This window comes from Providencia stuartii, assembly GCF_029277985.1.
GTDB lineage: Bacteria > Pseudomonadota > Gammaproteobacteria > Enterobacterales > Enterobacteriaceae > Providencia > Providencia zhejiangensis.
In genome coordinates, this window is record NZ_CP119546.1 from 2,825,752 (window position 1) to 2,851,912 (window position 26,161).

Consider the following 26,161-nt stretch of genomic DNA (forward strand, 5'->3'; position numbering starts at 1 on the left):
CAGTGAACACTACCACTAAAAGAGGTACTGCCCGTACACTTGAAATCAGCACAAATAAGATTATCTAAATAAGATAATTTTTTAAGTGGTGAATTTTCGTGCGTCATAATTTGTCTATTCGGGTAATATTTTATTTCATCTCATGAGGACATTATGTTATTACAAGTAATAATGGCCGCACTTGGACCAATCATTCTCGGTTTAGCGGTCGGTTGGCTATCAGGAAAATACGGCTTTATAAAACGTGAATATTCCCAAGCATTTGCTGACTTTGTTGTTAAAATTGCACTACCTTTTGCCCTATTCCTTGCCGCAGCACAAGCCCCACCTTCTGTGCTGCTCAATATTGACTATCTATTAGCATTAGCTGTTGGCTTGATCGTTTCTTATATAATCGGTTTCTTAGTCGGTAAAGTTTTTTTCCGACATAATAAAAAAGACTCAGCGATGCAAGCGCTATCCGTTTCTTTCCCTGATATGGCCTACTGTGGGCCACCGGTGCTTTTAGCAACAGTAGGTTCATCTGGTCTTATTGCGATGGTGCTAGGAAATTTAATTTATACCATTATTATCATTCCTTTTACCCTGTTGCTGATTAGTGGCAAGCAACAAAACAACGGTATTTTAAAATCAATTGGTAAAGCCGTCGCACAACCGTTAGTGTTCCTACCTATTCTAGGTGCCTTATTCGCTATTTTTGGCGTTAAGTTACCTGAAATACTGCAAAACTCAGTAAACGAATTAGGTAAAACAGCGGGAGGGGTCGCATTATTCTTCCTAGGCTTACTACTGTCTGGAATTAAGCTAAAAATTAGCGTCGAGATCGTTTTCAACGTCTTTGTGAAGAACTTTGTGCAAGCTGCCTTAATACTGGGAACCGGTATTGCTCTTGGCTTACAAGGCGATATGTTAAAATCTGCCTTTATTATTGGGGTATTGCCGACAGCGACAGCCGTTCCAGCATTAGCCATCAGTAATAAGGCTTATACTGAGACTGCGGCAGGAACCGTATTACTCAGTACGCTCGCCGCTTTAATTTCGATTATTGGCGGTATTGCGATCGTTGAAGCGCTATAACACACAGGCAGGCTACTAATAGCCTGCTTTTCTTTTATTTCTCCAGCCGCTTTCCTCACCAACGATTTGCCAGATAGATCACAAAAAAAGTATTATATGTCTAGATATGATGTTTTACTATTCAGGGAATAAATAATGCAAATTAGCGATGAACTAGCTTATGCAATCGCTTCCGTTACAGAAGTTGCAGCTTTAGCAGCTCACGATTGGGTGGGTAAACAAGATAAACATGCGGCAGATAAAGCCGCCGTCGAAGCAATGCGTAATCGCCTTAACGCCATTGATTTTCACGGGCAAGTGGTGATTGGTGAAGGTGAAATTGATGAAGCGCCTATGCTGTATATTGGGGAACAGGTTGGAAACCCTTCTGCAAAACAGAAGTTAGATATCGCTGTTGACCCTATCGATGGTACGCGCATGGTTGCCTGTAATGAACATAATGCGATTGCGGTACTAGCCGCAGCCCCAACAGGCGCTCTTTTACAAGCACCAGATATGTACATGGAAAAATTGGTTGTCGGCAAAGAGGCTAAAGGTGCGGTCCATCTTGCCAATCCATTAGAAAAAAACCTTGAGAATTTGTCATCTGCACTCAATAAACCCATTGCTGATCTATCAATTGCTATTTTAGATAAGCCTCGCCACCAGCATATTATGCAAACACTACGTCATTTTGGCGTGAATGTTGTTACCATCCCCGATGGCGATGTTTTAGCTTCACTATTAGCTATATTGCCAGAGCAACCTATCGATATGATGTATGGCACGGGTGGTGCCCCCGAAGGGATTATTAGTGCTGCTATTGCACGTGCGCTAGGTGGAGACATGCAAGCCCGCTTAGTTACCCGAACTTTAGCGAAAGGCGATAGCCCAGAAAATAGATTATTAGCCGAACAAGAAGCGTTACGTTGCCAGCAAATGGGTGTCGCTATCGGCGAGATACTGACGTTAGAGACGATGGTCAGTACCGATGATGTTATGTTTGCCGCCACCGCCATTACTCCTACCGTATTAATGTCAGGGATCGCTTATAACGCGAATGGCCGTACTTCAAGTACACTATTAATTAATGGTAATAATCGTTCATTAAAAATAATTAACAACCGTCACTTCAACTAACGGCCTCCCCTAAAACTGGTATTTTGGTTAAGTACCAGTTTCTTCACACGCATTTATTGCGTAAAGATAACTATACGATAGACATAATTGGCAATAATTTACGCCTTCACATTTCATCATTAATCTTCTAGTTTTATATAAGGACTCTCTTTAATCAATCTATAATGTCATCTAATAATGGAGTATTTATGAAATTGAAACCTTTTATTGCCGCTATCATTGCGCTGTCTAGTGTTGCGGCGTTCACAGTCCAAGCTAATACAAATTCAACAGCCTCTGTTGGTTTATCAGCTTCTGTCGAAAAGAAACTCAATGCGTATGAAGATATCATGGTAGATAAAGTGTGGGTGACAACAGAAGCACTTGATCAAGACAAAAAACGTGTTGACCCTGCCAATGAGCAAGTGGCTAACTTCTTCGGACTTGCGGAATACTACCCAGATGGTACTTTTAAGATGACCACTTTAGAGGGTAAGCCGAAAATGCAAGGTGACTGGTCATTCAGTGAAGATGGAAAAAGCCGTTCCCTTACCGCCAAAAATGATAAGGGTGAAGTATTATTTACTCGCGTTGTCGAAAACGTGACGGTGACTCCAGAGGAATACACTTACCGCATCTATCCATCACAAGACGATACCTCAAAATATGTTGATATCGTCCATAAAGTGAAAAAATAATTTTTCATAAATAACAAAAGGGCCTGTTTCGGCCCTTTTATTGAATCATCGAGCAATAAAATTCGTTTAATCACGCTCTAATGTCATACGATTTAACATTGGTGCGGTGACGACCATTAAAATCGCAATCACACCTGTAACAACACCTATTTTCAAGAACACATCACTGTACACCGCCAGAGAATCAACAGAACTCGTGAGTTCCCCTTTTGGCACTGCTGCCATAGAAGCAACATAACCAGCAATAAATGCCGCTGCGGAGTTTGTTAAGAACCATGACCCCATGATAAAGCCCATTAAACGTTGTGGAACTAATTGTGCCACCATCGCCAGACCTAAACCAGAAATCATCAATTCACCGATACTTTGGAAGCCGTAGCAGATGATCAACCAATTGACTGACACAATACCCGCTTCGTTAGCGAATTTTGCACCCAATGGCAACACAAGGAACGCCGCAGAGCAAAGCAGCATACCAATAGCAAATTTATGCGGCATCGGTAGATGGTCGCCCATCTTATTATAAATAGCCGCAAGGATCGGACTACCAATCATAATCCACAGTGGGTTTAAAGCTTGATACTGTGCAGGCTCAACGCTGAAACCTAAAACTTCATGTTCAACGTTATGTAACGCAAAGAAGTTAAGAGATGTTGGCATCTGACTATACAAAACAAAGAACACAATCGCTTCTAACATCAGGATCAGCGCAACGATCATACGGCGACGTGCTATTCCATCTAACGCGACCGTTTCTTTAATAAAGATAACAATGATACCTAATGAAATAATCCCTAGCGCTGCACGAGCAATATCCATGTTGTGCAGTAGCCAAGTTGAAATCGCAATCAGTGCAACAATACCAACGAGCGTGGCTAAGAGCTTTGAAATGACCATGGGTACAAAGTCAGGCTTAGAGCCATGAGCCGCGACCCATTTTTTGCACATAAAGAAGTTAATCAAGGTGATAACAAGACCAACAACACTGAGTGAGAATGCAATATCCCAACCATAATGTTTGGCTAACCACGGTGTTGCTAACATAGAGAAGAAGGAACCAATGTTAACAGACATATAGTACATCGTGAATGCACCATCCAAACGTGGATCGTCTTTAGCATAACAGGTTGATAATAATGATGATGGGTTAGCTTTAAACAAGCCGTTACCTACGGCGATGGTTGCCAAACCGACATATACCATGGAGACATCATGGTCAGAATAGGCCACTAAAGCATAACCGGCGATTAAAACCAGCGTACCAAGCACAATAACACGTTTAGTACCTAGGATTTTATCACCTAACCAGCCTCCTATCGCCACAAAGCCATATACTAAAGCAGCAAAAGCAGAAAACAGCGTAATTGACTCTGTTTCTGACATTCCCAGCACTTGGCTAAGATAAATAGGAAGGATTCCCTGAAGACCGTAATAACCGAAACGCTCCCAGAGTTCGATGGAGAATATAAGATAGAACGAGCGAGGTTGCTTAAACGCGTTAAGACTGATTTCCTCTTTGTTGTTAGTTGTGGACACTAGTTACCTCTATGACAACCTGTACGTAAGCAAAAAGCAAAATGGGGTACTGTCTGTACCCTCAGCATTGTTATTGTCTCAAGAATTAAAGTTGAAAAATCCAAACTTTGCGGGCTAATGACGTCAAAATCCCTGACCTTAGGCTCCATAGATTTAACCTTCAAAATTAACATCTCTGTGTGTAAAACGATGTTTATGAATCACAAACATAAAATTCAATGAGTTAAAGCAGATTTGATTATTTATTCAACATTTATAGGGATAAACACCGCTAGGAATGCGAAAATCAATTAAGCAATATACGCTATTTATGCACCAAAAATAAAGATTTAGCTAGCACTAATTACCCTATCAATAGTTTTATATCGTGATTAAGCTCATTTATACAGCCAGTTTCCCCCACCCACAACGAACATTAATTAATCAATTGTATATCATATGTTAAGCATATTGTTCTGATTTAAAGCGCATAGCGACAAAATTTATATCTCCTTGGTGCTAATGTGTAAATCAACTACACATTCTTATTTTTACTTCCATAAAACAGCCGTTGAATAGCGCTATTCCTCAAAACGTGTCGTTATCTCACACACAATAATTTGATTAAAAATAAATCAACATAGAATATGAATAACAATGCAGACAACTAAGATGAAAAGGATAACGGGGGTTGTTGAGAGAAAATTTAGATAAAAAAAAGCCCAGCAAATCGGCTGGGCATAATGCATTCTACTTAAGGATCTTCGTTGCTACGAGTGAAACTCTCACTACTTAGATGCATTATTGCATTACTTCATGTAAAGAAATGAATATTGAGGGTAAATATATGAATGTTTACGCAAGCAAACAGATATACTTACTAATAAGACCTCTTACCCTTAATAAAGGTTCATAATTTTTTCTTATTTCCTTGAAAAAATTCTCTGTTGACATCACCAAGCACGCTGTTCACGAAAAACGTCCTAGTTATATTCATTATTGCTTAAGTGAAAACAGCAAGTTAACCTACTCGTAGAAAAAACGATAAAAGGGTCTCCCGTGAAAAATTTTTTGTTATCGCTGTTTATTATTTTCAATGCCTTCGCGCTGCACAGTTACGCTGAGCCAGCGCCTCAAGATAAACAAAAACTGTACGAAAATGCACAAAATGGGCAGGCCGAGGCACAATTCAACCTTGCTATGCTATATCAATCCGAAAACCAACTTGCCGATGCGGCTAAATGGTATCGTTTATCCGCAGAGCAAGGATTTACAAAGGCACAAATTAATCTCGCCCTTATGTATCAACAAGGTAAAGGGGTAGATAAGAATGAAGAGCAAATGCTGTTATGGATGAAAAAAGCCGCCATCGCTGGTGATCCTCTCGGTCAGTTAAATATGGCCGAATATTCTTTAACGGGGATACATAATTTACTGCCACAAAACAAACAGCACGCTGAAGAGTGGTTAGTTAAAGCCGCAGCACAACATTTCCAACCGGCTGAATTGATGCTGGCTTATTGGTATGAAAAAGGTATTGCAGTCACTGAAGATCCGCAAAAGGCCCAGCAAATCTATCTATCGTTGGCGAAACAAGATCAACCTCAAGCACTTTATCTATTAGGTTATCAGGCCGCGACTGGCATGTATGATAAAGTGAACTATCAACAAGCTTATCACTATTTTTCACGTTCAGCGCAGCTTGGTTTCTCTCCTGCACAAAATAGTTTAGGTATGCTGTATCTGCATGGACAAGGCGTCAAACAGGACATTAAATCTGCTATAAAATGGTTAACTTTGGCTTCTGAACAAGGTGAAATTTCGGCGCAATTTAACCTCGCTTTGATTTATGCTCGAGGCGATGGTGTAACTGCTGATCAAGCAAAAGCTTGCCACTGGTTTATTCGTGCGGCACAACATGGCAGTGCTGACGCGCAGTATGCCACTGGTGCCTGTTACCAATATGGCATGGGCGTCAATCAGGATGATAAAAAAGCACTGTATTGGTACAAACTCGCCGCCGCACACGGCAATGAAAGAGCAGAGAAAAAAGTGTTGATACTTGAAAATAATTTAAAAAAATAGTGTTAGTTGTCTGCATAAAAATCACGTTATGCAGACGCTAATGATAAGCTTATTTTTGAACCGCGCGATAGATACGCTGAGGACGCCCTACCTTACCATACTCAATTTCTGCCTCTATTTTGTGTTGTGCCAAGCAGTACTCTAGATAACGACGCGCTGTAGTACGGCTGAGCTTGATAGTTTCCGCAATTGTTTCCGCAGTATGCTCCGCTTCTGGTTGCGTAAATAGTGACAAGACTTTTTCTAACGTTAACCCATCGATACCCGTTGGCAGTTCCTCTTTCGCTTCACCGCGTGCATATGTGTTAAACATATCATCAATTTGGCTCTGATTCGTTTTACGGCTCGCCTGCAAGACCGATTTACGTTGAATATAGCGATCCAGTGTCTGACCTAATCGCTCATAAGCAATAGGTTTCACCAAATAATCAAAAACCCCTAAACGAATCGCTTCAGAGACGGTTTCCATATCACTCGCCGCCGTTGTAAAAACAATATCTGCACTATTTCTTTCTTGGATTAATTCATGAACCAAATCTATCCCCTTTCCATCAGGTAGATAGTTATCCAGTAAGATCAGGTCAGGCTTCATATATTCGATCATTTTTTTGGCCTGTGCCAAGTCCCCTGCCACCCAAACTTTATCGCAAGCAGGATAGGATTTAATGTATTCGCCATGCATCTCAGCGAGCAGCAGTTCATCTTCCACAATGAGGATTTTTATCTTCATCATTTTATATCTTCACTTTTGGAATAAAAATTGAGAATAGAGTACCATTTGGTTGATTATCTTCAATAATAATCACACCATTACATCTTTTGACATACGAAGCCACCAGATACAAGCCGATCCCATGCCCATCGACAGACTCCGTTTTTGTCGTTATGCCCCTTTCATACCATTTATCTTTTATTTCTGAAGGGAAACCACAGCCTTCATCAGCCACTTCAATAACAAACTCATTACCTTCATCTGAGAGATATAATTCAATCTGCTTGTTTCCTTCCTGACTTTTTAGGCTTGCTTCAAATGCATTATCTAAAAGATTACCTAAAATTGCACAGAATTCAGTACTGCTTAATAACGGTGGGAGTGAACTCAATTGGCAACCCGGCGTGAACACCAACTGCAACCCGAGTTCTCTGGCTCGGTGATATTTTCCAAACAGTAGACCTGCGACCTGTTTATCCGCAAATTGTTGACGTAGCGCATCAATGAGATGCTGTTGTGACTCTGATTCCCCCTTTATCATTGCCAATGCTTGGTCATACTCCTTCATTTGCAATAAACCACTTAGTGTCGACATCCAATTAAGGTGCTCATGACGTAATGAGCGAAGATTCTCAACGTATTGACGCACTTGTGTCAATTGTGAGTTGAGGGATTCAATATCATTTTGGCTACGAAAGCTAATCACCGCACCAATGAGATGATTTTCATCTAATAAAGCAATGCGGTTAGCGATAACATTCAAACCATTAAATGAACAAATAACATCATGCTGCGTTGTTGCGATATCATTAATAAAGAAAGTCTCTGGGGTAATCAACTCACTCACTGAACGCCCAACTAAATGGTTCAAGGGTTCACTTAACGAAAGCATTTTACGTGCATTATGATTGATATTAATGATCTTCCCTGCGCAATCAACAGCAATCACCCCTTCAAAAACCGCTTCAAATATTCCTTTTTGTACGACAACCATTTGTGTAATTTGCTCAGGTTCCATCCCCAACATTTGCCGCTGAATCAAGCGAGTAAAGGCCCATGATAGGAATAACAATATCACTAACACCCCAAAAAACATGGCTCCCGTCTGAACCAATAATTCACTTCTGGACGTCTCTATTTTATTAGTGAGATAACCAATAGAGACAACACCAATCACTTGATTGTTTTCATCAAATATCGGGGTTTTCGCGCGAACGGCATTGCCTATAGAACCTTCCCCACCGATAAAATAGCTTTCCCCCCGCTCTAATGCACCGGGTTTGTTCCACTGCATCTTGAAGCCAACTTTTTCTTCATTGGGGTGATATAAGCGTAGCGAATTTTCATCCCCGATGACCACATAATCATAGTCAGAATCTTGATTAAGTTTATCCGCAATTATCTTTAATTTTGGGATATCGCGTGTCTTAACAGACTGAATAATACTTTCCATGGAGGCGATCAACTTCGCTTGGCTCATTGCAAGTGAGCGAATATTCGCCATTAAACGATTTTCAGCGGTTTCGGTAAAGTACTTACCCAAACTAAACGTCAACACAACGGAAACGAGTAATAAAAGAAAGAAAACTCGCACAGAAAAGGATATCGAGTGGCTTTTTCTAAATGGAGACCGCGGGTACTCTTTTTTCATGGATATCCTATTACCTACTGAAAAGTAAAAATATTGTTACACGAAAAAACACCGATTAGCGCATTATGAAGCTAACTGAGCTCACGAATAAGAGACATATTAATAATTAAATACATTAAAACCAAGCAATAAACAACATATCCCATAATTAAACACATTAAAACCATAAAACAAATACAAACTCCTTTTAGAAACATGAAATAGGTCAAATATAATAATGAGATAATCTTTAATATTAATATCGAACAGGGTAATTAAATAAAAAGCTAATGAGTTATTTATTAAATTAATATCCGAACTTTTATTTAATTAACTTTAACATTAGTAACAACTTAAAAACATCTCTATATGAGATGCAGGATACTAATATGTTCGAAAACATAACGTTTAACCAAGTAAAACGTCATGAGAACAGGAAACTAGCTGAAATAGCTCAGTTTTTAAAAGAAAACGATTTAGATATAGATTCCAGCATTGACGTTTTTATTACGATTACGCGTAATGATCAATTAATTGCGTGTGGCGGCCTCGCTAAAAATGTTATTAAATGTGTTGCAATTAGTGATCATGTTCGTGGTGAAGGTTTAGCGTTAAAGCTAGCAACCGAATTGGTTAACCTTGCCTATGAAAATAATACGACTCACTTATTTATTTATACTAAAACACAAAATGAAAGTTTATTTCAACAGTGTGGATTCCATACCCTAGCCACCGTGCCGAATATTATGGTGTTAATGGAGAACAGCTGCTGTTATCTAAAACGCTATATTAAAAGTTTAAAAGCCCAGTATAAAGAAGGCAAAAAAATTGGCGCGATTGTGATGAATGCCAATCCATTCACTTTAGGGCACCGCTATTTAATTGAAAAAGCAGCCAAATCCTGTGATTGGCTTCATCTTTTTGTTGTCAAAGAAGATACCTCACGCTTCCCTTACAGCGTCAGATTACAGTTAATTGAAGCAGGCACTCAAGGAATAGAGAACCTTACCATTCATAGAGGCTCTGAATACATTATTTCTCGAGCAACTTTCCCGTGTTATTTCATTAAAGATAAAGCGGTTGTTGATAATTGTTATACCGAAATCGATATTAAAATTTTTCGACAATATATTGCCCCCGCGCTTGGTATTACTCACCGTTTTGTTGGAACAGAGCCTTTTTGCAAAGTCACTCATCAATATAACGAAGACATGCGCTTTTGGCTCGAAACTCGCACGCTCAACTCCCCACCTATTGAGCTGGTTGAATCTCCGCGAATGGTCTACGACGGCACGGCAGTTTCCGCCTCACAAGTACGTAGGCTACTTGCTAAAAAAGATCTGGCGGCGATCAAGCCGATTGTGCCTGAGGCAACCTATCACTATTTAGAGAATATGTTAGCTTCCCGCTCACCATCTGCCTCTCACCGCATCGAAAATTCTGAATTAGTCACAGGTGAACTATGAAAATACTCCACGCAGCCGTTGCTGGCACGCTTGAATCAAGTGATGTCATGGTACGAATAGAACCCTTAGAAGACACCCAAGAAGTCTCGATACAAATCAGCAGTAGTGTTGAAAAACAGTTTGGCGATGCAATTGAACACGTAGTGCTTGAGCTAGTTAAACAACACGACATCCAAGGGGCTCAAATTATTGTTGACGATAAAGGCGCTCTGGAATGTGTTCTTAGAGCACGCTTAGAAGCTTTATTTGCCAGAGCTGCTGACATAACTGCCTTACCTTGGGAGGAGCAATAATGACTCCACAACAAAAAAATCGCACCCGTAGAAGTATGCTATTTGTGCCTGGCTCCAATGCGGCCATGCTAAGTAATGCCTTTATTTATAAAGCGGATGCTTTGATGTTCGACCTTGAAGACTCTGTCACACTCCGTGAAAAAGATACGGCTCGTCGCTTGGTTTATCATACGCTACAGCACCCGCTATATCAGGACGTTGAAACGGTTGTACGTGTGAACGCCCTTGATTCGGCCTTCGGTGTCGCTGACTTAGAAGCCGTTGTTCGTGGTGGTGCCGATATCGTACGTCTGCCAAAAACAGATACGGCGCAAGACGTTATTGATATCGAAAATGAAATCTTACGTATTGAAAAAAGCTGTGGTCGTGAACAGGGTAGCACCGGTTTACTCGCAGCAATTGAATCACCCATGGGGATTACACAAGCAGTCAATATTGCTCACGCATCACCCCGACTTATTGGCATCGCATTAGGTGCTGAAGATTATGTTCGCAATTTGCGTACCGAGCGGTCTCCAGAAGGCATTGAACTCCTCTATGCTCGGTGCGCTATTTTACAGGCAGCGCGTTCAGCAGGTATTCAAGCATTCGATACCGTGTACTCTGACGCGAATAATGAACAAGGCTTCTTAAAAGAAGCTGCTCACATTAAACAGCTTGGTTTTGATGGCAAATCCTTAATTAACCCTCGTCAAATCGAGCTACTGCATAACCTTTATGCCCCAACCCAAAAAGAAGTGGATCATGCTCAACGTGTTGTTGATGCAGCTAATGCTGCTGAGCAAGAAGGTCGTGGTGTCGTTTCATTAAACGGGAAAATGGTTGATGGCCCAGTGATTGATCGAGCACGTTTAGTCCTTTCACGAGCGGCATTATCAGGAATTCGGGAAGAGTGAGGCATAAAAAATGACAAATATGACACAGCGTCAGGCTCGCGTATCAGCCTATTTTGACCTTATGACAGACGAATCACATCGTCAGTTTAATGATATTGGCAAGGTTCAGCAGCAGGTGCAAAAACCACGTAATCGTAAACTGTGTGAAGACTTGCAACTCGCTATTCGCCGTGCGGGTTTAAAAGATGGCATGACTATTTCATTTCATCATGCATTTCGTGGTGGCGATTTAACGATTAACCTTGTTATGCAAGTCATCGCAGAAATGGGTTTTCGTCATCTCACACTGGCTTCAAGCTCGTTAAGTGCCTGTCATTCACCATTAGTGGAGCATATTCGCCATGGTGTCGTACGTAAAATTTATACTTCAGGTCTTCGAGGCCCATTAGCTGAAGCCATTTCTCGTGGTGAGCTAACTGAACCCGTACAAATCCACTCTCATGGTGGTCGAGCTAATCTTATTCACAGCGGTGAGCTCAGTATCGATGTCGCTTTTATCGGGGTCCCCTCTTGTGATGAATATGGCAATGCTAATGGTTACACTGGTGAGGCCTGTTGTGGCTCACTCGGTTATGCCAAAATTGATGCTGAAACTGCCAATAAAGTCATCATGTTAACGGAAGAACTACTGCCATACCCACACAATCCCGCAAGTATTAAACAGGATGAAGTGGACTATATTGTCAAAGTGCCACGGGTTGGTGATGCCGATAAAATTGGTGCCGATGCGACCCGCATGACCTCGAATCCTAGAGAACTCTTGATCGCTCGAACTGCCGCCGACGTTATCGAAAAGTCAGGCTATTTCAAAGAAGGCTTTTCATTACAAACAGGTACGGGGGGTGCGTCACTTGCTGTTACCCGTTTCTTAGAAGATAAAATGCGCCGTCACAATATCTGTGCCGGTTTTGCCCTCGGTGGTATCACATCCACAATAGTCGATTTACATGAAAAAGGCTTTATTCGTAAATTAATTGATGTGCAAAGCTTTGACCGTGCCGCTGCAATGTCATTAGCTCGCAACCCAAATCATATCGAAATCAGTGCCAATCAATACGCCTGCTTTGATTCCAAAGGTGCCTCGGTGGATATGCTGGATGTGGTGGTGTTAAGTGCACTCGAAATCGATACAAAATTCAATGTTAACGTACTGACAGGATCCGATGGCGTGATACGTGGCGCATCAGGGGGTCACAGTGACACTGCTGTTGCATCAAAACTGTCCATCATTGTTGCACCGTTAGTACGTGGCCGTATACCAACGCTTGTTGATGAAGTGATCACCTGTGTTACACCCGGGTCTAGTGTCGACATTTTAGTCACAGACCATGGTATCGCTGTTAATCCAGCTCGCCCCGAATTGAAACAACAATTGGAAAACCAAGGAATCAATACCGTTTCCATTGATTGGCTACGTGAACGGGCTGAGTTATTAACAGGTAAACCTAATCCTATTGAATTCACTGATAAAATCGTCGCCGTTGTTCGCTACCGAGATGGCTCTGTGATTGATATCGTGCATCAAGTTAAGGAGTAACACCATGTTTTACCCACTGCCTGATACCATAGAGCAACTTGAAATTTCTTTACCTGAGCTGCTACAAAGTCGTGATAACCGTCAGGCTAGACAGCAGCAGTGGATTGGTCTCCATCAGGTAACCCTGATTTCATTTACTGTCGTTTTTCCTGGTCCTGTCAAAGATAATCATCTTGTCAGACTGATCTTTAATCAGGGATTAAATGCGCTTAAACAGGTCGCTCAACGCAGGCAGTGGGTACTTTTAGCGCAACAATCTTTTGCCTTATCGACGGGGCCTGAATGTTTCGTCGCAGTAGATGCCAATGCCATTGAGGTAAAACATGCCTTAATTGAAGCAGAAGCGTTATCTCACGTAGGTCGTTTATGGGATTTTGATGTCTTTGACGCTGAGGGGCGGCAATATTCACGCGCCAAGCTAGGCCTTCCCGCTAGACGCTGCTTGCTGTGCGAAAAAGATGCCAAAATTTGTGCTCGGGAGCGTATCCATCCGCTGAATGAGATTCTTACTCAAATCGAGGTGCTAGCTAATGCGTCCGCTAACGATTGAGCAAACAGAACGGCTCACACATGAGGCCGTACATTATTATAGCCAACTGGGTTGGCAAGCCATGATGGCTGAGGTGAATCTAACCCCAAAACCCGGCCTTGTTGATGCATGGAATACAGGGGCTCACAAGGATATGGCGTTGACTGATTTTCATCTCAGTGCCCGTGCTATCGCTCAGCATTTTCCTGATTTTCTCTTCGCTGGCGCAAAGTATAAACAACTCCCTGTTCAGCATGTTTTGAAAAAAATTCGCCCAATTGGTATTGCATGTGAACAATCGATGTTTCGTGCGACAAAAGGCGTTAATACGCATAAAGGTTCAATCTTCTCTCTAGGATTAGTATTAACCATCATCGGCCGTCAATTAGCGTTACAGAAACCGGTTTCGGCTGCCTCTATCAGTCAAGACGTATCACTGATGTGCCAAGGTATTACGACTGAATTAATGCAAATAACGGATACGCCTACCGCAGGCCAGCGTTTATACCAATCATTTGGTTTAACAGGTGCTCGTGGTGAAGCGGAAAGTGGTTACCGACTCGTGGTTGATTTATCTCTGCCTTATTATTTAAAACAACTTATTGAAGGTAAACCTCAACAACTCGCATTACTTGAAACACTCATCTTATTAATGGCAAACAATGATGATACCAATGTAGCCAATCGTGGCGGACTAGCCGGTTTATCATGGCTGAAAACCCAAGCACAAGCGGTACTTGACCAAGGTGGATTAGTTGATTCGACAGATTTAGAAAAAATTAAACGCTTCGATAGGCAATGCATTATAAAAAACTTAAGTCCAGGTGGAAGTGCAGACTTATTAATTCTCACTTGGTTTTTAGCTCGCTTACCTTATTCAAAATAAAATTAACACCAATTCAATATTAACCGACACAGGAAAAATAAAATTTAATTAACAAAAATAAAAAACTTAATTATTGATTACTGTTTTAACGAATTTATCCCGTATTTGGCATTGAAGGATTTCCAATATCCATTCAAAGCATAGCTGTATTCCAAATACACCAGACACAAATTCATAATATTAAATAATAAATTTTAATATTAACCAAATTTAGTATTCATTAAGGAAATTGGCCTATGCAAAAAGATAAAATATGGAAGCTATTTCTTCTCATAGCGATTCCCATAATCATATCGTTAATCCCAACACCGGAAGGGTTACCCCACATTGCGTGGTTATTATTTGGTCTTTACTTAGCCGCTATCGTGGGACTGGTATTAAAGCCCTATTCTGAACCTGTTATTTTGTTAGCCACTATCGCTGCCAGCGCAGTGGTCATTGGTGTGACAGGCACTAAAGATGTCAAAGTCAGTGAAGTGCTTAATGGCTATGCCTCCGGTACAACCTGGCTCGTCTTTGCTGCCTTTACGCTCAGTGCGGCATTCGTGATTACAGGCTTAGGTAAACGGCTCTCTTATATTTTAATTGGCAAGCTCGGTGGAACAACATTAGGTCTTGGTTATGTCACCGCAATTCTTGACTTAATTATTGCACCAGCAACGCCATCAAATACGGCACGTGCAGGGGGAATTGTCTTTCCAATTATTAACAGCGTAGCGGTGGCATTAGGTTCAGATCCTGAAAAAAGCCCTCGTAAAGCCGGCCATTACCTGTTAGTGAACGTTTATATGGTGACAAAAACCACCAGCTATATGTTCCTAACCGCGATGGCACCAAATGCATTAGCGTTAGCCATGATGACTGACATTATGGGGATCCATTTAAGTTGGGGTGGATGGGCGCTTGCGGCTGCTATTCCTGGGCTAATTATGTTGATCCTGACTCCCCTTATCATCTACAAATTGTATCCTCCTGAGTTGAAAAAAGTCAACAATAAAGAGATTGCTGCGAAAGGATTAGCTGACCTCGGCCCAATGACGGTAAGAGAAAAACTGCTCAGTATTATCTTTATCTTAGCTTTGGCGGGATGGATATTTGCAGGCCAAATTGGCGTTAGCGCCTCCACCGTTGCGATTTGTGTTATGGCCTTAACATTAATTCTAGGCGTGGTGACTTGGGATGATGTGTTAAAAAATAAAGGTGGCTGGAATACCTTAATTTGGTATGGCGGTATCATCGGAATGTCTGGCGTGCTAACGAAAGCTGGCTTTTTCAAATGGTTAGCTGATGTGATGGGGCAACACCTTTCATTTGGCGATCAAACAATGCTGGCCTTCTTTGTGATCATGTTTATCAGTGTTGCGATACGTTATTTATTCGCCTCTGGTGGTGCTTATGTCGCTGCGATGGTTCCTGTATTTGCAACCGTGGGTATGGTGGCTGGGGCACCGCCAATGTTACTAGCACTAGGTTTACTGTTCTCTAATGCATATGGCGGTAGCTTAACTCACTATGGCGGCGCGGCAGCTCCAATTGTTTTCGGTGCTGGTTATAACGACATTCGTTCTTGGTGGATTATTGGGGGTATCGTCGCATTCTTAAGTTTACTGGTACATATGACCATTGGTTTAGGCTGGTGGGAAATCTTAATCAGTGCTGGTTTAATTTAAATAATAACGTTTAGCCTAAACGTAAAAATAACCCATGGGATCCAAGTATTATTTGGGTCCCATATAAATATAAAACCTCCCTCTTCTATTATTTTGCTGTGTTATGGGCAGCGGTTATCTTATTTCATGCCATCAACAGCATAAATAATAATAAGCGATACTCTACAGAGGAAAATACATGAAAAAAATACCTTGTATGTTGATGCGCGGAGGCACATCTAAAGGCGTATTTTTATTAGCGGATGACTTACCCCAAAATATCCAAGAACGTGATGAACTCATATTAGCCATTATGGGGTCAGGTCATGCCTTGCAAATTGATGGTATTGGAGGAGGCAGCCCACAAACCAGTAAAGTTGCGATTATCAGTCGTTCATCTCACCCTGATGCAGATATTGATTATTTATTTGCACAAGTATCGATTACCGATCGTCTTGTTGATACGGCACCGAACTGCGGCAATATACTCTGTGCGGTAGGTTCATATGCGATAGAAAAAGGTTTAATACCGGTTACAGGCGATGAAACGATCATTCGTATTCGCAACATCAATACTCATACCTTCGTCAATGCCACAGTGCAAACGCCAAATGGACAAGTGTTGTACGAGGGAAGTACGACTATCGCCAGTGTGCCGGGCCAGGCAGCACCGATTTCCCTCACCTTTTTAAATGCATGTGGCACCAAAACAGGAAAATTGCTCCCCACTGGGCACGAAATCGATATTTTTGATGGGGTGGAGGTGAGTTGCATCGATATGGCGATGCCCGTTGTTTTAATCGATGCTCCACAACTGAATAAAACAGGTTATGAAACGGCGGAGCAGCTTGAAGCAGACGAGACGTTTATGCAACGCTTAGAAAGCATTCGCCAGCAAGCAGGCCTTGCAATGGGGTTAGGTGATGTGAGCCAAAAAGTTATCCCTAAACCCATATTAGTCTCCCCAGCTATTCATGGCGGAACCGTCAACGTACGCTACTTTATGCCACATAAATGCCATGGTGCACTGGCTGTCACTGGTGCTATTGCCATTGCAACCGGCACTATTTTAGAAAACAGTGTGATAAAACGATATTTATCTCAAAAAGTCGATATGCAGCACATCTCTATCGAACATTTAAGTGGGCATTTTGATGTGTCTCTCAATCAGCGAGGACATTTCCCTGAAGGATTACAAGCCTCAATTATCAGAACAGCAAGAAAACTATTTGCTGGGGATGTCTATGTCCCTTAACCCGTCACAATGTAAGTTGAAAAATGGCGCCTACTCATCATAGACGCCACTTCCTTGCAGTATCTCGCTATTGAAACTCACCATTAATAAAATAAGAGACTTGGTGTGCTTCATCGGGTGTCGGTATTTCCAGTTTATCGGCCATACGCGACATCACTTTTTCAGGCACCGCATACTGACGTTGGCGATTTTGTTGCTGCCACTGTTTATAAGGTACTTCTAAATAAATCAGATGAACTTTAGCCTGATAACGCGCAAATAAATCGATCATACTGGCGCGCAATGACGCACTGAGTGACGTAGCATTCCAAATAAAATCCTGCTTTTCACGCAATAACCCCTTAGCTTGCTCTTTTGCCTGCTGTGCCACCCAACCTTGGGCATTTCTATCCGCTGGATTAATTTTATGTTTGCGACGAATTTCATCGAGGCACACAACCTCTTTTTGAGGAAAGTACTGAGAAATAAAGTGATCCTTCCCCATACCAGGTAATCCACACAGCATGATAACTTCACTTCCGGCTTCCTCAAACGGTGCATAATCAGGTGTACCCCGTTGATAATGGAAATAATGAAATTTCCCAGCCATAGAAGCAAAGGCTTTTGGTTGTTGCCAGCAACCTTGTTCACGACAAAATAGCTCAAATAATTCAATGCGAGATAAGAGCTCCGCTTGGTCTTCACAGATACGCCCCAATACATCCGCTTTTGCTAACAAACACAGCAGCGACATATCGACACGTAAAGAGGCGGCAAAGAGCGCTCTTTCAGGATCCTTTTTTTCCATCACCCATAATGGTAAGCCATGATAGCGAACTAATGCGGCAATTTGCTCTCGAATAATGAAAGGCGTTTCAACCTGCCGAAAAAGAATTTGCCGCGTTGATAACTCACCTTTTTTAGCATGACCCGGCGAAATAATGCGCCCGTTTTCATCCTCGCGCGTCGTACTTCGCTTTTCAACATCATGCATGAGTGCCGCCGTCCATACGATATTTTTCTGCAAGTCAGAAAGTTGCTGGTATTCAGGCAATGTTTCTAACGCTGCAAGCACCATTTGGGTATGTATCGCAACATCGCCTTCGGCATGATGTAATCCATCTTGAGGAACCCCTCGCATATCACGAACAAACTCAAATTGAGACTCTAACTGTGACCACTCCGTTGTGTCCGTTAATTGCCAATTCATCTCGCCTCCTTTTTGCGCTCGAACGCTAACTTTGCTCGCTGCCAGTTTCTTTTCCAATGAATATCAGTCTTAACATGATTTTTGCGTACATACTTAAACACATGCGACATGAAATCATCGACTAAAAAGCGCTGGCTATCGCGAGTGACAATCCCTTCCATGCTGCAAGGGAGTTGAGTATGCGTATCGCAAGCACCGAAATGGCTATCCTGTGAAGCCGCCTCGATGAGTTGTTGTGCGTACACTTGCGGCCCTTGCTGTTGGCTAATACTCAGGGAAAGCTCAGGCACTGTCGGAAAATCAAACAATGCTGCATAAAACTTGACTTCATCCCAACTTAACCAGTAGCGGCCTTGTCGTACGGCAAAAATATAGAAATAATCTTCAATATGTTGATATTCAATAGAGTGTACGGCGTAGAGATTTTCTCCGAATAGCTCGATATCCCCTAAATCATGCTTGATTAACTGCCAGCGCTGACGTATCTGTTGGCTCCATGCGGACTGCGTTGGCGTCGCATGAGAACGAGCAAACACCCCATATTGGCTTAAGCAATTATTTTCACCATCGAGTTTTTCAGTATGTACCAGCTGCTTAATATTCTGGATGTGTGACCACCAATCGCTATTGATACGATCATCGCTAGTGGTGCCAGGTGAGAACGGATAGTGATACGTTCTACCATACTTTCTTGATTGCATAGTCATTATGCTCTCTCTACAGAAATAGAAAAAACAACAAATCTTTTCGCAAGATTTGCCTCTGCGTTATATGAGAAATCAAGAGTTGGTATTACATATTAATTCCGCGAAACGGCCTCATAATGGAGTGGTATAGATTTAAAACCTTTGTATTAAAACGGGGGCATTCTAGACTAACAGTGAAGCAAAAAGCGAGGAAATTAATCCGAATTTATACTATTCAACAAATTACCGTAGCCAATTAGGCTACGGTTTGTGAAATATTGGTCAAACGGCTAGCATCTAATAAAGCCCGAGCACAGCACCAATGGCTAAAGTAAAGAAACTGAACAACCAAATCCATCCGAATGAATAACGTAAATGACGTCCCATATCAATTCCTGCTAGCCCCATCGCAAGCCAAGCTGCTGGCGAGAATGGGCTCACAAATGTCCCCGCATTATTCCCAATCGCCATCGCATACACGACAGATGAAGGATCGACTCCAGCTGTTTCAGCAATTTGTTGAATGATCGGTAATAGCGCGAAATAATACGCGTCCGTACTGGTGAAAATATCCATCGGCACACCTAAAATTCCAACAAAAATATGAATTTTAGATACCCACTCTGTTGGCAATATTGCCGTTAAGTCTTCCGCGATAGATTTCAGCATGCCTCCCTCGGATAGAATTCCAAGAAACGCGCCAGCAGCTAAGATAATAGCGACCATGCCTAATGCCTGTGGAGCATGTTGTGATAACACCTTCATCTGATCTTTTGGATTAGGGAAGTTAACTAGCAAAGCTATCGATAAGGCGATCATAAAGACATACGGCGCCGAAAGTAGCCCAAAAGCAAGGCAAATCACGGAGGCTAGGATTAACCCGCCATTAATCCACGGTTTTTTCGGTTTATGAGTTTGTTCACTAATATCTGCCATCTGTTCATTTGCTGGCAACAAGGAATCCATCATGTATGGCGTAGTGCCTTTAGCGGCAGCGGCAGCAATACGACGTTTTTCACGTACTCCCATTAGTGCAGCGAAAACGGCAGCACCAGCCATGCCAATGATTTGTACTGGAATTAAACTCTGCCATAACGTTGCCGCATCAATACCTGTTACCGCCGAAGCGCGTCCCAATGGGCCTCCCCACGGCACCATATTCATAATCCCCATGCTGGCACACATCAATAGCAGCATTAAGTAAGGGCTCATGCCAAGCTGCCGATATAGTGGCAGTAACGCAGGGATAATAATTAAGAAAGTCGCAGCCCCTGAGCCATCTAAGTGTACGAGGCCCGCAATTAATGTGGTCATAACACAGACAATAATGACATTGCCTCGCGTCATTTTAACCATCAAACGAATCAGCGGATCAAAAATATGCAGATCCTTCATCAAACTAAAGAATAAAATGGCGAACAAGAACATCGCAGCCACTTTGGAAACTTTATTAATGCCGCTTTCAAAAAAAGTCGATATTTCTGCTATTGAATATCCCGCAATTAATGCGCCGATAAAGGGGATACATGACATAGCAATGATAGGGCTAACTTTGCGCATCATCAGTAGGGTGACGATAGAAAGAATGATCAAGATACCAATAATTGTTAACACATTGAGTTCCTTATTAGAATTATATTTTCAGGTGAATATTAAAAATTAAATATACTTAAAATGTGTATTGATTTATTTCATTGTTTAATTTCAATCGTGAGACATTTATTTTTAATATGCTCAAGTAAACACATCTACCTATCAGCTCTTATATAAATCAAAATTCAATTTCGCAAGTGTCATTTGTCTTTTTTGCGGAATAAATGATGATAAATCAACAAGTAAAATTAGCATTTAAAATAAAAAAACAGATAAAAAATCTATTAACTCCATTAAAACCATTAATGAAAATTAACGCCAATTAGATTTGTTTTTTATTTATTTAATTGCTAAGCTAGCGAATATCAGACAGTAATTATTTTAAATTATTAAATCAGTTTATATTTTCTATTTTTTTTTAGCTTTTTTGTTTTCAAATCACCGGTGAGAAGCAGGAAATTATACTTTTTCACTTAACACTCAAATTTATACTTATTCACTTGCATTATTCCGTTATTACTAGCGCGAGATCATGGATAGGATAAAACCACATGAACAGCACAGAATAAGACTAAACTTATGAGTACTATAGACAAATGACTCACGACCACTAAGGAACAAGACAAATGAGCTTCCTATTTTCTCCCGCCTCTCTTGGGCAGGTCTCCTTAAATAACAGGATCATTGTTCCACCAATGTGCCAATATTCTGCTACCGATGGCATGCCAACAGCTTGGCATAATGCCCACTATATGAACCTTGCCTTGTCAGGGGCTGCTTTAGTCATTATTGAAGCCAGTGCAGTGACGCCTGTAGGACGCATTACCTATAAAGACTTAGGTCTGTGGAATGATGAACAAGCCGATGCATTAAAAAAAATGTTAGAAGATATCAGGCAGTTTGCTGATGCACGCTTAGGAATTCAACTCGCTCATGCAGGTAGAAAAGCCTCTTCCGACCTTCCTTGGCTTGGCGGTCAAAGTTTAGCCAAAGAACAACCGCATGGTTGGCAGACAGTGTCTGCATCCAATTTACCTTTTGGTCATGCACATCCACCGCGTGAACTCAGTCAACAAGAGATCACTGAAACAGTACAACATTTTGTCGATGCCGCTAAACGCGCGGAATATGCTGGGTTTGACGTTATTGAAATTCATGCGGCACACGGTTATTTATTGCATCAATTCTTATCCCCATTATCAAATACACGACAAGATGAATACGGCGGTAGTTTTACTCATCGTAGCCGTTTATTAATTGATGTTTTTCGGGAAGTCAGAGAGGCCATTAGCCCTAATATTGCTGTTGGTGTAAGGATCTCAGCAACGGACTGGGTTGATGGTGGCTGGAATGTGCCTGAATCCATTGAACTTAGCGAATTATTGGAAGAATTAGGTTGCGACTATATCCATGTTTCTTCCGGTGGGTTATCTGAACAACAACAGATCCCAATCAGCCCAAATTACCAAGTCCCACTTGCTCAAGCGATCAATGAGCATACCTTTATGCCTGTTATCGCGGTTGGTTTAATTACGGAGCCTGCTCAGGCAGAAGCCATTATTGCAACAGGGCAAGCTGATTTTGTTTCGATCGGCCGAGGAATGTTGTTTGACCCACGTTGGCCATGGCATGCAGCGACACAATTAGCAGAACACATCAAAGTCGCCCCACAATATTTGCGAAGTGCGCCACATCAATTTAAGCAATTATTTAGCTAAAAAAGAAGCAATCACAGCGGTAGATGATTTAACCGCCGCTGTGATTGACGCTAATTAACGCTCAGCCTGCGTGCACTGATTAACAAATTCAATCATTGATTTTTGGAAATCAGATTCAGCGGTTGCTGATTTCGCTAATTCACCTTCAATACGTTTGAACTCTTTCAAACCATATTTTTCGATAGTCTTATCATAGGCACAACCACAGATAGCACTAATAGCATCTGCGGTTTCACCGGCTGGGCTACCGGATGCTTTTACACAATCATTCACAAAACTTGCTTTATATTCAGCAATTTCCGCTTTATCATCCGAACATGCTGCCAATAAAGTCATAACGCCTGCCATACCCAAAACTAATGCGATCTTTTTCATCTTTAGCCTATTATAAATTTAGTTTGCATTACGATTAATCTAAAAAACCAAATGAGAAAATCATATTTAGATTAATTCCCCATACCTTTTACATGTGAATAATAATAGCTGCTTTAGATTAAAAAATCTCTAGTATAAAGGCTATTTTTCATTGCCGTCTTATTTCGATAATAAGCGAAAAGAGCGCCATCGATAATAAAACAATGCGCTTAAAATAAGAATACAGCCTAAAATTTGGATGGCAGGCATTCTCTCATGATACCAAATAGCGGCAACAAATACCGTCATAACAGGCTCGAGTATCATAATGATCGCAGCATTTGCAGCAGTCGTATTTTTTTGTCCAATTAACTGCAAAATAAATCGTAAACTCGTTGCAATCACCACACTTGCGATAAACCACATTAAGGTCGATGTGGCTATCGTTGTAGGCCACTCTTCTAAAAAGAAAGACAACATTAGCCCAACGATACCTGTACAAGCTAATTGAATGGTCGTTAGCGGTAAAATAGGCACACTGCGGGCATAAACACTGGTATAACAAAAGTAAATTGCTTGTACGATTGCTGCGGCTAAAAACCAAAGTTGACTACTTTTAAATTGGATTTGCCCTTTAAATAGGGTCAAACAGGCAAGACCTAAGACTGCCACAGGTAGTGCTTGCCAAAAGTAACGTGTAGGACGAATTTTTAACAAAACCCATCCGACTAATGGCACAAATAGCATCGCTAAACTCATAATAAATGCCCCCTCACCTAATGAATCGGTTGTCGCTACCGCATAAATCCATAAGACGAGGTTAAGAGCCATCCATCCTCCGGTCATTAAAATGCTCGGAATTTGCTGTAATTGAATTCGATTTCGTTTACCTAGGCAAAAAGGTAAGAGAATAACCGCTGCAAGTAAAAAACGGCTTCCGAGAAAAGCAAAGATTGGCATACCTTGCACGGACTCACGGGAAAATACCCATCCCCATGCAGCAATAAAGGTAGTCAGCACTAAGAACACTTCCGCTTTTCTTTGTGGCTGCATAATTTATTTTACCTATTGATTATGTTTATTAGTGATAATCATACTGCCTATATGTTTTATGCCAATCGATATTTTATATTCACAATCAAATAAGACCTTTATAGCAACAAAATTTCCTCTTTATAAATGACTCGTCTCACCGAAGTTTGCTTTTTTCGTTGCCATCTCCTCTATTTCCTGTTTTTCATTTCGTAAATGAGGAAATCAGCTCTTTAATCCGTCAATTTTTCTCCTTTTTAAGCATGACATAATATCTTCAGTTTTATGCCAAGACGTGATCAAAACTATATTTGAAAAGGCGGGTCAATATGAGGAATATTCCTAAAAACGCGGATACCGATCCTGCGGCCGTTCAGAATATTAAGCGTGCTATTCAGGCTCGTAAATATGCGTATCCTGCGGAAATCAGTTTATTATGGAAAAACACAAGGGATTCATCATTCAACATCAGTTGGTCAAGCATTATGTTGACAGCTTGTTTAGTCAGTGCCCTGTTAATATTACTGATTAATTATTTGCTGTAATTGTATTATAAAAAAGCCCCCAGTAATTAGTGGTTCAACTACTGGGGGTCTCTTCAAAATGACCAAACTAATTCATTTAATTAATCACCAATAACCTAAGAATTTCCACCAAACGCTACCTAAGCCGATCCAAATAATTAGGTTAACAACACTCATCACAAAACCGGCTTTCCACCATTCACCTAATGTTACATAACCAGAACCAAAAATAATCGGTGCCGTCCCTGTACCATAATGCGTTAATGACATCATTAACGAAGATGAGAATGCCAATGTTAATCCAAGTAACATTGGAGGTGCGCCAAGTGCTAATCCAGCAGCAAAGAAAGCACCAAACATCGCGGTAATATGCGCTGTTGTACTTGCAAAGAAATAGTGCGAATAAACATAAATTAGAACAAGTATTAAGGCTCCCGACGCCCAGCTCAGTCCCATATTATCAATCGAAGTTCCCACTGAGACAGACATCCATTTAATCAGCCCTAATTTACCAAGGAAGCTCGCCATCATCACTAAAGCAGCAAACCAGACGACGGTATCCCAAGCGCCTTTATTTTTTAATACATCATCCCAATTTATTACGCCCGTTGAGAGTAAAATACCTAGCCCAATAAATGCTGCTGTTGTCGCATTAACACTGTAGCTTGGGCCAAATAACATTGCCGGTACCCCAGCCCACATTAACAGTAATAATACGAATACCCCGAGTGTAATAACTTCAGGTAATGAAATAGGGCCTAATTGCTGTAAACGCTCTTTGGCAAAGTTAGGCGCATCGGGTGTTGAGGTGATTTCAGGTTTATACATGAAATAGATGACTAAAGGCATCAAAATTAATGAAACTAAAGCGGGCGCAAATGCTGCAATAGCCCACATTGACCATGTTAATTCACTCGCTCCCCCTGCTTCACTGACGATCAAACTGACAATGAGTGGGTTTGGTGCTGTCGCGGTAATAAACATTGCAGAAGTAATAGGGTTAATATTGTAGTTCACTAACGAGAGGTAACGACCTATTTTCCCAGAAGTACCATCATCCGCTTTAGAGCCAAAGCTATCAGCAATTGAGCGCATAATCGGGTGAATGATTCCCCCTCCTCGAGCAGTATTACTTGGCGTTACAGGAGCAAGTACTGTCTCAGCAATGGCAAGTGAATAAGCTATCCCCAACGTTTTTTTACCAAACAATGAAATAACATAATAACCAATTCTAGCGCCTAATCCGGTTTTATTTAAGCTCATAGAGACCATGATTGAAATACCAATTAGCCAAATCAGGTCATTAGAAAAACCACTTAATGCATCTGCAATCGCAGCCTTTGTTGAATTCGGATTAGTCACTCCCGTCACGGCGACTAACGCGATAGCAATAATAGACACACCACCTATTGGTAGTGCTTTACCAATAATAGCGGCAATCGTACCAACGAATAGCGCTAATAAATGCCAAGCATTCGGATTAACGCCTTCCGGTACGGGGATAAGGAACCAAATAATGAGTGTGATTGCAACTGCAATCAATGTAGGTATCGGTTTTAGAGGGGTCAGTTTATTCATATCAGGATATCCATACGAGTTTTAAAAATGGAAATAAAATTTTTTCTAGTCATATATTTTCTATCTTTGTAAACATGTTAGCGAAATATCTCTGCCAGACTTTGATCGTTATCATTGAGTTACTTAGTTTTACATATAAGAAACGATTTTAATTTAGTAAC

Annotated in this window: 23 protein-coding genes; 14 read left to right on the plus strand and 9 right to left on the minus strand. The window is 41.2% G+C overall.

The window, feature by feature from the left end:
* Positions 1–153 precede the first annotated feature (153 nt).
* The 3 genes from P2E05_RS12585 (at position 154) to P2E05_RS12595 (ending at position 2,873) form a co-directional block, all read left to right on the plus strand.
* A complete protein-coding gene (locus tag P2E05_RS12585) occupies positions 154–1,077 on the plus strand; it encodes an AEC family transporter (RefSeq protein WP_154621835.1) in 924 nt (307 codons plus the stop codon).
* A 135-nt stretch (positions 1,078–1,212) separates the two neighbouring features.
* Positions 1,213–2,196: a class II fructose-bisphosphatase gene (gene glpX / locus P2E05_RS12590; RefSeq protein WP_154621836.1), complete on the plus strand. Its 984-nt coding sequence runs from the start codon at positions 1,213–1,215 to the stop codon at positions 2,194–2,196.
* A 188-nt stretch (positions 2,197–2,384) separates the two neighbouring features.
* Positions 2,385–2,873: a DUF4822 domain-containing protein gene (locus tag P2E05_RS12595; RefSeq protein WP_154621837.1), complete on the plus strand. Its 489-nt coding sequence runs from the start codon at positions 2,385–2,387 to the stop codon at positions 2,871–2,873.
* Positions 2,874–2,939: 66 nt separating this feature from the next.
* On the opposite strand, the gene dtpA is transcribed toward P2E05_RS12595, so the two are convergent.
* The gene (gene dtpA / locus P2E05_RS12600; RefSeq protein ID WP_163862279.1) at positions 2,940–4,409 is read right to left on the minus strand and encodes a dipeptide/tripeptide permease DtpA; all 1,470 of its coding nucleotides are present in this window, start codon (positions 4,407–4,409) and stop codon (positions 2,940–2,942) included.
* A gap of 1,038 nt (positions 4,410–5,447) precedes the next feature.
* Between dtpA and P2E05_RS12605 the strand changes: the two genes are divergently transcribed.
* On the plus strand, positions 5,448–6,473 hold the full coding sequence (locus P2E05_RS12605; protein WP_163862282.1) for an SEL1-like repeat protein: 1,026 nt from the start codon (positions 5,448–5,450) through the stop codon (positions 6,471–6,473).
* Positions 6,474–6,522: 49 nt separating this feature from the next.
* On the opposite strand, the gene dpiA is transcribed toward P2E05_RS12605, so the two are convergent.
* Positions 6,523–7,206, minus strand: a complete 684-nt coding sequence (gene dpiA / locus P2E05_RS12610) for a two-component response regulator DpiA (RefSeq protein WP_154621838.1) — start codon at positions 7,204–7,206, stop codon at positions 6,523–6,525.
* Between the two features lies 1 nt (position 7,207).
* Entirely contained in the window at positions 7,208–8,836 is a 1,629-nt protein-coding gene (gene dpiB, locus P2E05_RS12615; protein ID WP_154621839.1) for a sensor histidine kinase DpiB, read from the minus strand.
* 368 nt (positions 8,837–9,204) lie between these two features.
* Between dpiB and citC the strand changes: the two genes are divergently transcribed.
* The 8 genes from citC to P2E05_RS12655 all read left to right on the plus strand — a co-directional run bounded on the left by citC (position 9,205) and on the right by P2E05_RS12655 (position 17,326).
* Positions 9,205–10,281 (plus strand): [citrate (pro-3S)-lyase] ligase, encoded by a 1,077-nt coding sequence (gene citC / locus P2E05_RS12620; RefSeq protein WP_163862286.1) that lies wholly within the window; start codon positions 9,205–9,207, stop codon positions 10,279–10,281.
* The gene (gene citD / locus P2E05_RS12625) at positions 10,278–10,574 is read left to right on the plus strand and encodes a citrate lyase acyl carrier protein (protein WP_154622461.1); all 297 of its coding nucleotides are present in this window, start codon (positions 10,278–10,280) and stop codon (positions 10,572–10,574) included. Before citC ends, citD begins: the two co-directional genes overlap by 4 nt.
* Complete coding sequence (gene citE, locus P2E05_RS12630; RefSeq protein WP_154622462.1) at positions 10,574–11,470, plus strand: citrate (pro-3S)-lyase subunit beta; 897 nt, start codon at positions 10,574–10,576, stop codon at positions 11,468–11,470. Before citD ends, citE begins: the two co-directional genes overlap by 1 nt.
* Positions 11,471–11,480: 10 nt before the next feature.
* Entirely contained in the window at positions 11,481–13,007 is a 1,527-nt protein-coding gene (gene citF, locus P2E05_RS12635) for a citrate lyase subunit alpha (RefSeq protein WP_154622463.1), read from the plus strand.
* Between the two features lie 4 nt (positions 13,008–13,011).
* Positions 13,012–13,557 (plus strand): citrate lyase holo-[acyl-carrier protein] synthase, encoded by a 546-nt coding sequence (citX, locus tag P2E05_RS12640; RefSeq protein ID WP_276122815.1) that lies wholly within the window; start codon positions 13,012–13,014, stop codon positions 13,555–13,557.
* Positions 13,538–14,422: a triphosphoribosyl-dephospho-CoA synthase CitG gene (gene citG, locus P2E05_RS12645; RefSeq protein ID WP_154622465.1), complete on the plus strand. Its 885-nt coding sequence runs from the start codon at positions 13,538–13,540 to the stop codon at positions 14,420–14,422. Before citX ends, citG begins: the two co-directional genes overlap by 20 nt.
* Before the next feature lie 236 nt (positions 14,423–14,658).
* A complete protein-coding gene (locus P2E05_RS12650; protein ID WP_154623068.1) occupies positions 14,659–16,092 on the plus strand; it encodes an anion permease in 1,434 nt (477 codons plus the stop codon).
* 178 nt (positions 16,093–16,270) lie between these two features.
* Positions 16,271–17,326 carry a 4-oxalomesaconate tautomerase gene (locus tag P2E05_RS12655; protein WP_249998984.1) on the plus strand — a complete coding sequence of 352 codons (1,056 nt, stop codon included), beginning with the start codon at positions 16,271–16,273 and terminating at the stop codon, positions 17,324–17,326.
* 67 nt (positions 17,327–17,393) lie between these two features.
* On the opposite strand, the gene P2E05_RS12660 is transcribed toward P2E05_RS12655, so the two are convergent.
* The 3 genes from P2E05_RS12660 to P2E05_RS12670 all read right to left on the minus strand — a co-directional run bounded on the left by P2E05_RS12660 (position 17,394) and on the right by P2E05_RS12670 (position 20,815).
* Positions 17,394–18,515, minus strand: coding sequence for an AAA family ATPase (locus P2E05_RS12660; protein ID WP_154623070.1), 1,122 nt, complete (start codon positions 18,513–18,515; stop codon positions 17,394–17,396).
* A complete protein-coding gene (locus P2E05_RS12665; RefSeq protein ID WP_154623071.1) occupies positions 18,512–19,222 on the minus strand; it encodes an RNA ligase family protein in 711 nt (236 codons plus the stop codon). Before P2E05_RS12665 ends, P2E05_RS12660 begins: the two co-directional genes overlap by 4 nt.
* Positions 19,223–19,498: 276 nt before the next feature.
* The gene (locus P2E05_RS12670) at positions 19,499–20,815 is read right to left on the minus strand and encodes a CitMHS family transporter (RefSeq protein ID WP_276122816.1); all 1,317 of its coding nucleotides are present in this window, start codon (positions 20,813–20,815) and stop codon (positions 19,499–19,501) included.
* Positions 20,816–21,420: 605 nt separating this feature from the next.
* On the opposite strand from P2E05_RS12670, the gene P2E05_RS12675 reads away from it, so the two are divergent.
* Positions 21,421–22,512 carry an NADH:flavin oxidoreductase/NADH oxidase gene (locus P2E05_RS12675; RefSeq protein WP_154622928.1) on the plus strand — a complete coding sequence of 364 codons (1,092 nt, stop codon included), beginning with the start codon at positions 21,421–21,423 and terminating at the stop codon, positions 22,510–22,512.
* Positions 22,513–22,566: 54 nt separating this feature from the next.
* On the opposite strand, the gene P2E05_RS12680 is transcribed toward P2E05_RS12675, so the two are convergent.
* Positions 22,567–22,887 (minus strand): hypothetical protein, encoded by a 321-nt coding sequence (locus P2E05_RS12680; RefSeq protein ID WP_154622929.1) that lies wholly within the window; start codon positions 22,885–22,887, stop codon positions 22,567–22,569.
* Positions 22,888–23,046: 159 nt separating this feature from the next.
* Positions 23,047–23,919: a DMT family transporter gene (locus P2E05_RS12685; RefSeq protein WP_154622930.1), complete on the minus strand. Its 873-nt coding sequence runs from the start codon at positions 23,917–23,919 to the stop codon at positions 23,047–23,049.
* A 308-nt stretch (positions 23,920–24,227) separates the two neighbouring features.
* Between P2E05_RS12685 and P2E05_RS12690 the strand changes: the two genes are divergently transcribed.
* Positions 24,228–24,443, plus strand: a complete 216-nt coding sequence (locus tag P2E05_RS12690; RefSeq protein ID WP_154622931.1) for a 3-oxoacyl-ACP synthase — start codon at positions 24,228–24,230, stop codon at positions 24,441–24,443.
* A gap of 84 nt (positions 24,444–24,527) precedes the next feature.
* Here P2E05_RS12690 and P2E05_RS12695 read toward each other — a convergent pair whose 3' ends face one another.
* Complete coding sequence (locus P2E05_RS12695) at positions 24,528–26,000, minus strand: anion permease (RefSeq protein WP_154622932.1); 1,473 nt, start codon at positions 25,998–26,000, stop codon at positions 24,528–24,530.
* Between the last annotated feature and the right edge of the window lie 161 nt (positions 26,001–26,161).